Genomic DNA, 6,942 nt, shown 5'->3' with positions numbered 1-6,942 from the left:
TGCCATAAAATACTCCATATATTGATGTTTATAACATCATTTGGGGAGCAAAATATCACTTATAAGTGTTGTTCAAATTTCCTGATCCACCTCTGTTTTTGATAAGCCTTACAACATGTTATGGAAATTAAGAAAAGACTTGTTTGAAGATTTAATCTGACAGTAGAAGTTTATATTTAGCGCTGTGTAAAAATGACTTATCGAAGATGAATTTTATAAAATAGTAAAATTTTTAATTGGATCTGTGTCGTTAAATCGCTTTGTGAAAACCAATAAATATTTTATTAAGTTTTAGTTAATTTTAAGTGTAATAAGTCTTTACTGGGAAGGTTATTTTTTGTATGCTTTTTATTACTAATGATAATTCTTATCATTAGTATTTGTGTTATTTGTTTTTATTTTGTCAATTATTTATCTCGTCCATCTATTGGAATTCTATTTATGAGTAAGTTTAACCTTTATCCAATCTCAATTGCATTTTTAGGAATTACAACAACTTCAGCTTTCGCTGAACGCAATACTGAATCTGCAGATGCACAACAACTTGCTACAATTGTTGTTTCTGCTGCGGGTTATGAGCAAAAACTTAAAGATGCACCAGCAAGTATTACTGTGATTACAGAAAAAGACTTAAAAGACAAACGAATAAACTCAATTGCAGACGCTTTAACTGATGTTGAGGGTGTCGATATTAGCCCTAGCGCTGGGAAAACAGGTGGTTTAAATATACGTATTCGAGGGATGGACTCTGAATACTCTCTGGTTTTGATTGATGGTCGTCGTCAGAACAGCACAGGAGACATCACACCAAATGGTTTTGGTGAATCAAATAACAGTTTTATTCCTCCAATTTCAGCAATTGAACGAATTGAGATTATTCGTGGACCAGCTTCTACATTGTACGGTTCTGATGCAATGGGTGGCGTCGTCAATATCATTACAAAAAAAGTTTCAAATGAATGGACAGGCTCAATAACATTAGAAGGTACTTTACTCCCTAGTAGCTCAAGTTTTGGCAATCAACGTGCTGCTGATGCATTTATTACCGGTCCGATTGTTCAAGATTTGTTGGGAGTACAACTTCGTGCTCGAAAAGCGCAACGTAGTCAATCCAATGTAGGCTATCTTGATAACAATAATAATTCAGTAGAACTGAGTATGGGAAATAATCCAACCAAATCGGATTTAGAAACTATAGGGGCTCGCATAACATTCACACCAACTAAGCAACATGATCTCTCCGTAGAGTATGAAAAAACTGAGCAATGGTATGACAATAGTAAAGGGCAACTTGGTACGCTTGGGGCCAATGGTGGCTATGATAATGCACAAGAATATAATAGAGATCGACTCACGCTTGCACATACATGGCGTAATAAATTAGGAAGCTTGGAATCCAGTATTAGTAATACTCAAACTGAAACAGTTGGTCGCCTTATTCCATCACGTGCTCAAGCTGGTTTAAATGTGATGACTCCCCGTCGTTTAGAAAGCGAAGACACGATTTTTGATACTAAATTCGCAACCCAATATCTTGATGGGCACAATATTACCTTTGGTGGACAATGGTGGGATGCGAGCATTAAAGATGGATTAAGAGTGAATAAAGAAGTTTCGTTTAAGCAATTGGGTCTTTTCGCTGAAGACACATGGGCGCTTAGCCCTGATTTAGCTTTAACGTTGGGTTTACGATTTGATGATCATGATACATTTGGTACGTTTTGGACCCCTAGAGCATATCTAGTTTGGAACGCAAATGACAATTGGACGTTTAAAGGTGGCTATAGTGAAGGCTATAAAGCACCTCGCTTAGAACGCCTGACCCATGGAATTTATAACGTAGGTGGGCAAGGACGAACCCCTCTTTTTGGTAACCCAGATTTAAAACCTGAAACAAGTAATAACTTTGAATTAGGTACTTATTTTAATAATGATTCTAATTTTGATGCTAATATCACAGCATTTTATAGTCAGGTGAAGGATAAAATAGTCACTGGCCCAATTGAAAGAACATGTGATGCCAAGGATTCTAAAGACAAAAAAGCTTGTGAAGATTTTATGGCAAGTGTGGGTACGCCTTGGTTAATGCAACCTGGAGATACTGGCTCCCGTGCCTGGAGTGTAAGACGTCCGACCAATGCTCAAAAAGCAAATATCTATGGTATTGAAACAGGCTTAAATTGGGAATTTATACCGACTTGGAAATTTGGTTTGAACTATACGTGGACCGAAACAGAAATTCAGGATAATGCACTGGGTAATCCGCCTTTAAACGATACGCCTAAACATATTGTTAACGCGTCGTTAAAATGGCAAGCTGATGATAATATCCAATTATGGGCTCGTGGTGAATATCGTAGTGAACGTGCTCGTTACGCCGCTACATATAATAATTTGTCTGCAACAGAAAAAGGGGTCTATGATGCATTGGGTGATTTTAAGGCATATAGTTTGATGCATATAGGGTCAAATTTTAATGTGAATGATGCGTGGGATATTGGCGTTGCTTTATATAATATTTTTGATAAAAACTTTATTGATTATGAGAAAGTAGGTTCACTTTATTACAATCAATATAGCAATACTCAAGAGGGGCGTCGTGTTCAATTGAGTACAACATTTAAATTCTAATAAATCTCAGCTTAGAGTAGCAATACAAAAGCCCTATTTTTATAGGGTTTTTGTATGTAGCTTCTTTTATGTATTTAATTTTTATAAAAATATTTACATAAATCGACACAGATTGTTAGGGGTTAGATGCTAAAAATATACGAGAAGAGATTTCTCTATAAAACTTAAAGCCTTTTAGAAAAAATAAGAAGAACATGGGAATATTGAATATTCCCATTTATTGATTATTTTGGCTCAGGTGGTGTCATCCCAAACTGTAAATAGGCTTGGTTGGTTGCAATACGCCCACGAGCGGTACGCATAGCATAACCCTGCTGAATCAAATAAGGTTCAATCACATCTTCTAAGGTGCCTGAATCTTCAGCCATTGCTGCGGCTAAAGCTTCAACACCAGCAGGGCCGCCATCAAAACGTTCTAATAACATCGATAAATAACGACGGTCTAAAGTATCTAAACCATCTTTATCAACATTTAACATATCCAATGCACGTTGTGCCATGTGTTGAGTGACTTCACCAGTACCTTTAACTTGTGCATAGTCACGGACACGACGTAACAAACGGTTAGCAATACGGGGAGTACCACGTGCACGACGAGCTATTTCTTTTGCCCCATCTGCTGTTGTGGGAACATTCATTAATGTTGCTGAACGCGCCACAATATGAGTTAAATCTTCTACTGAATAAAACTCTAAACGTTGCACAATTCCAAAGCGATCACGCAAAGGTGAGGTGAGTAGACCTGCACGCGTTGTCGCAGCAACCAAGGTAAATGGTGGTAAGTCTAATTTTATCGAACGTGCACCAGGGCCTTCACCAATCATGATGTCGAGTTGGTAATCTTCCATCGCGGGATAAAGAATTTCTTCAATTACTGGAGAGAGGCGATGAATTTCATCGATAAATAACACATCCCCTTCTTCAAGATTGGTCAGCATTGCAGCTAAATCACCTGCGCGTTCTAGGACAGGACCAGAGGTAGATTTAAGGTTCCCCCCCATTTCACGGGCAATAATATTGGCCAATGTGGTTTTACCTAAACCGGGTGGGCCAAAGATCAAGGTATGATCAAGTGCTTCACCACGACCACGAGCAGCACCAATGAAGATTTCCATTTGCTCTCGTACAACAGGTTGGCCTATATAATCATCCAAAGAGGTTGGACGAATGGCACGATCAAAATGATCTTCGGGTTTTTCAGCCCCACTGATTAAACGGTCTTGCATGAGTGTCTTAATCTATCTTATTTATTCATGGATTTAAGTGCAGCACGGATAATGTCGCTTGCTTCAGTATAGTCTGCTTTCACGGCATTAATCAGTTTTTGTGCTTCCAAAGGTTTATAACCTAAAGATTGCAATGCCGCTTCAGCTTCAGCAACAGCAGAATTGCCCGTAAATTGTATTTGAGTTGAAGTCGAATTACTCGGTGTGGTACCTGTAGCAAAGGCTTTAAAGCGATCACGCAGCTCGATCATTAAACGTTCGGCTGTTTTTGCACCAACGCCAGGGACTTTAACTAAAGTTTTCACATCACCATTCTCAACAGTATGTACCAACATTTCCACACTCAGTGTAGAGAGAATGCCTAAAGCCATTTTAGGACCTACACCATTCACTTTTAGCAGGGTGCGAAAGATGGTTTTTTCTTGAGCGTTAGAGAAGCCATATAGCAATTGAGCATCTTCACGTACGGCTAAATGTGTCCATAAGGTAACTTTTTGACCTTTTTGTAATTGGCAAAATGTTGAGAGTGGCGTGTCGATCTCATAACCTACGCCATTTACATTTAAAAGTACGGTAGGTGCTTCTAAAGCTAAGACTTCACCAATAAGACATCCGATCATTGAGTTTGTTCACTTATTTGTTAATGGTTGAATAGTAGATGCCATTTGCTCTAAACGCAAAATTGCTTTAAGAATTTCTTTGCGATTTCGGGCAGATTTTATCCAAGCAGGTAAACGATTAAAATAGGTTTTATTGGTATTTAAATAAGTTCTTTGTCTAAGGTTTGCAGAAATATAATCTTTTAAACAGTTAATATGTTCTTGATTATAGGCGAAAACAAGTCCATTTCTTGTTGCTACACATAGTGTTAGGCAATAACCAAAATAAGGATCTGTATTGAAGCCGCGATTAAATTGTTTGCGTATATCAAATTGGTTAGGATAGATCCGTTTGGAAATTGGGCAAAAGTTGCAATTCAATTCAATAAATTGAGGAACAAAACTCTTTTTTGCATAGTATTGATGAAACTGAAATTTTCCACGTTTACAACGACAAGTTTCTTCAATATCTAAATAAACCCCAGAGAAATAGCCTAAGTTATTTTCTTGTTTGGCTTTTTGGTCAAATGATTTACAACAATTTTGGCAACTAAAAAAGGGTTGCTCAAAATCAACATCATCAATTTTTTTCGTATAGACGGTGGCATTTTTTAAACAAAATGGACATTCTACTAAAATAGGTTGCCGAGAAAATTTATTCAATGTGATTCCATCATCTACAAACCGTTTCATCAGAAAAAACCAACCTTATTACCTTGAAGTTCTTGCGCTAAGTTATAGGCTTGATGGTCTGAAAATTTACTCACAATATCTAAGACTTGCATAATATTGTCATAGTGATGATCACTAAAGCGTGCACCAAACCGTTCTAATATAGACAGTAAACGACCATCTTTAAAACTTAATGTTTTATTCGGTGTGGTAAGGGGAATAAAGGCATCTAAAATATGCTGTAAACTCTGATGGGCAATAATTTCCAAACCTGATTTTTGCGGGTGTTCAAATATTTTTTCACGGGCAAGGTTTTTTGCTCGATCAATCCCAATCTCAATATCCTCAGCGCAGTATTGCAGTAATGAACCTTTTAGCTGGCCTGACAAAATTTGATAATGTTGTTTTGCGAAAGCAGTGGTTACTTCATCGACCAAACGTTTCATAACACGACCACGCAAAGCGGCAATTTTTTGTTGCCAAGTCATATACGGCATACTAAGTTCAGCGGGAACGCCATAATCTCCTAACAAATCAAGAAAAATAGGTTCAACTTCTTCATAGCTGAGCATATTGAGAATAATACCGTCTTCTAAATCAATTAAGGCATAACAAATGTCATCAGCAGCTTCTAGTAAATACGTCAGCGGATGACGACACCAATGATACTCACCCAATTGAATTAAACCGAGTTGATCTGCAATCTGTTTAAGAATTTCTTTTTCAGCTTGATAACAGCCAAATTTAGCCCGTTTGCTTGCAGGAGTATTTCCTTGAGATTCGATGGTCTTAGAGAGCCAAGGATACTTTAAGTAAGCTCCTAACGTTGCGTAAGTAAGACGCATACCTCCATCATGAGGATGATAGTCAATTTTAGTAAGCAGTCTTAAACCTTGGGCATTACCTTCGAACTGTCGTACATCTGCTTGTTGTTCAGGGCTCAGGTCTTGTAAAAAATTTGTATGTGCAGCATCATCAAACCATTCACGAATCGCATATTCACCAGCATGCCCAAAGGGTGGATTACCAATATCATGTGCCAAACATGCAGCTTGAATAATTGCCCCTACATCTGCTGGGGAGATCCAAACGGGGAGTTCATTTTTGATTTTTTCAGCAGCGAGCATTCCCAAAGAACGGCCAATACATGACACCTCTAAAGAGTGCGTGAGCCGTGTATGAATACCATCATGTTGGGTCAGTGGATGAACTTGAGTTTTACGATTGAGTTGTCTAAAACTTTGCGAAAATATAATGCGGTCATAATCTTTATGAAATGGACTTCGTGCCTGTTCTGTACTTTGCTTTTTACTACCTAAACGAACTGTTGAAAGGAGTTCTAACCAACGCATTTGAGTCATTTATCATTATTCATTCTTTCGTTAATCGTATGATGCCAAATTTATTGAAAATGTACTAGGGGCGGGCGACATAAGTTGTCTTGGTCGGTTTATATTTGAGAAATATTTTCCCAGTATTTTTCACCCTTATATCCAAAATAATTCATAATGAAGTTATAAAAGTTGGCTTCAACACTAAACCAATCATCTCTCGCTGTAATTGGATTCACGACAGCAACAGAGCCATAATCAGGTGTTTCAGAATCAAGGCGAATTAAAAGCTGTTCACCATCATCTAAAAATTATCCAATAATACAATCGCCTGTTAATTTTTGATCTTTTCAATCCACTAAATATTGAGCAGTAAATTTTTGAATGATCTGTAAAGCAATTTATAATCTAGATAGTCCAAACATTAGGAAAATTTCCATGATTAAAGTTAATATGTTTATCCCTATAAACAATTAAAATGAA

At 37.4% G+C, this 6,942-nt stretch carries 5 protein-coding genes; 1 reads left to right on the top strand and 4 read right to left on the bottom strand.

Annotated features, from left to right (window positions below):
• Window positions 1-441: 441 nt before the first annotated feature.
• Window positions 442-2,631, top strand: a complete 2,190-nt coding sequence (locus ACG916_RS19115) for a TonB-dependent receptor domain-containing protein (protein ID WP_419327934.1) — start codon at window positions 442-444, stop codon at window positions 2,629-2,631.
• A 224-nt stretch (window positions 2,632-2,855) separates the two neighbouring features.
• On the opposite strand, the gene ruvB is transcribed toward ACG916_RS19115, so the two are convergent.
• From ruvB to ACG916_RS19095, 4 genes are read right to left on the bottom strand one after another with little or no spacing between them, the layout of a single operon-like run.
• Window positions 2,856-3,857 carry a Holliday junction branch migration DNA helicase RuvB gene (gene ruvB / locus ACG916_RS19110; RefSeq protein WP_262086242.1) on the bottom strand — a complete coding sequence of 334 codons (1,002 nt, stop codon included), beginning with the start codon at window positions 3,855-3,857 and terminating at the stop codon, window positions 2,856-2,858.
• A 17-nt stretch (window positions 3,858-3,874) separates the two neighbouring features.
• Window positions 3,875-4,477 (bottom strand): Holliday junction branch migration protein RuvA, encoded by a 603-nt coding sequence (gene ruvA, locus ACG916_RS19105; RefSeq protein WP_004724404.1) that lies wholly within the window; start codon window positions 4,475-4,477, stop codon window positions 3,875-3,877.
• Between the two features lie 9 nt (window positions 4,478-4,486).
• Window positions 4,487-5,149, bottom strand: a complete 663-nt coding sequence (locus tag ACG916_RS19100) for a hypothetical protein (protein ID WP_336953992.1) — start codon at window positions 5,147-5,149, stop codon at window positions 4,487-4,489.
• Complete coding sequence (locus tag ACG916_RS19095; RefSeq protein WP_004724400.1) at window positions 5,149-6,489, bottom strand: deoxyguanosinetriphosphate triphosphohydrolase; 1,341 nt, start codon at window positions 6,487-6,489, stop codon at window positions 5,149-5,151. Before ACG916_RS19095 ends, ACG916_RS19100 begins: the two co-directional genes overlap by 1 nt.
• Window positions 6,490-6,942: the final 453 nt, after the last annotated feature.

Origin of the sequence: Acinetobacter legionensis (assembly GCF_048552295.1) — a bacterium.
Classification (GTDB): Bacteria; Pseudomonadota; Gammaproteobacteria; order Pseudomonadales; family Moraxellaceae; genus Acinetobacter.
Note: the sequence above shows the minus strand (reverse complement) of the source record. Positions and strands in the feature narration are given on the sequence as shown.

What these genes read in the sequence shown, in the direction of transcription:
- ACG916_RS19095 (WP_004724400.1), bottom strand. Translation starts at nt 6,489, where the DNA reads ATGACTCAAATGCGTTGGTTAGAACTCCTTTCAACAGTTCGTTTAGGT.
- ACG916_RS19100 (WP_336953992.1), bottom strand. Translation starts at nt 5,149, where the DNA reads ATGAAACGGTTTGTAGATGATGGAATCACATTGAATAAATTTTCTCGG.
- ruvB (WP_262086242.1), bottom strand. Translation starts at nt 3,857, where the DNA reads ATGCAAGACCGTTTAATCAGTGGGGCTGAAAAACCCGAAGATCATTTT.
- ruvA (WP_004724404.1), bottom strand. Translation starts at nt 4,477, where the DNA reads ATGATCGGATGTCTTATTGGTGAAGTCTTAGCTTTAGAAGCACCTACC.
- ACG916_RS19115 (WP_419327934.1), top strand. Translation starts at nt 442, where the DNA reads ATGAGTAAGTTTAACCTTTATCCAATCTCAATTGCATTTTTAGGAATT.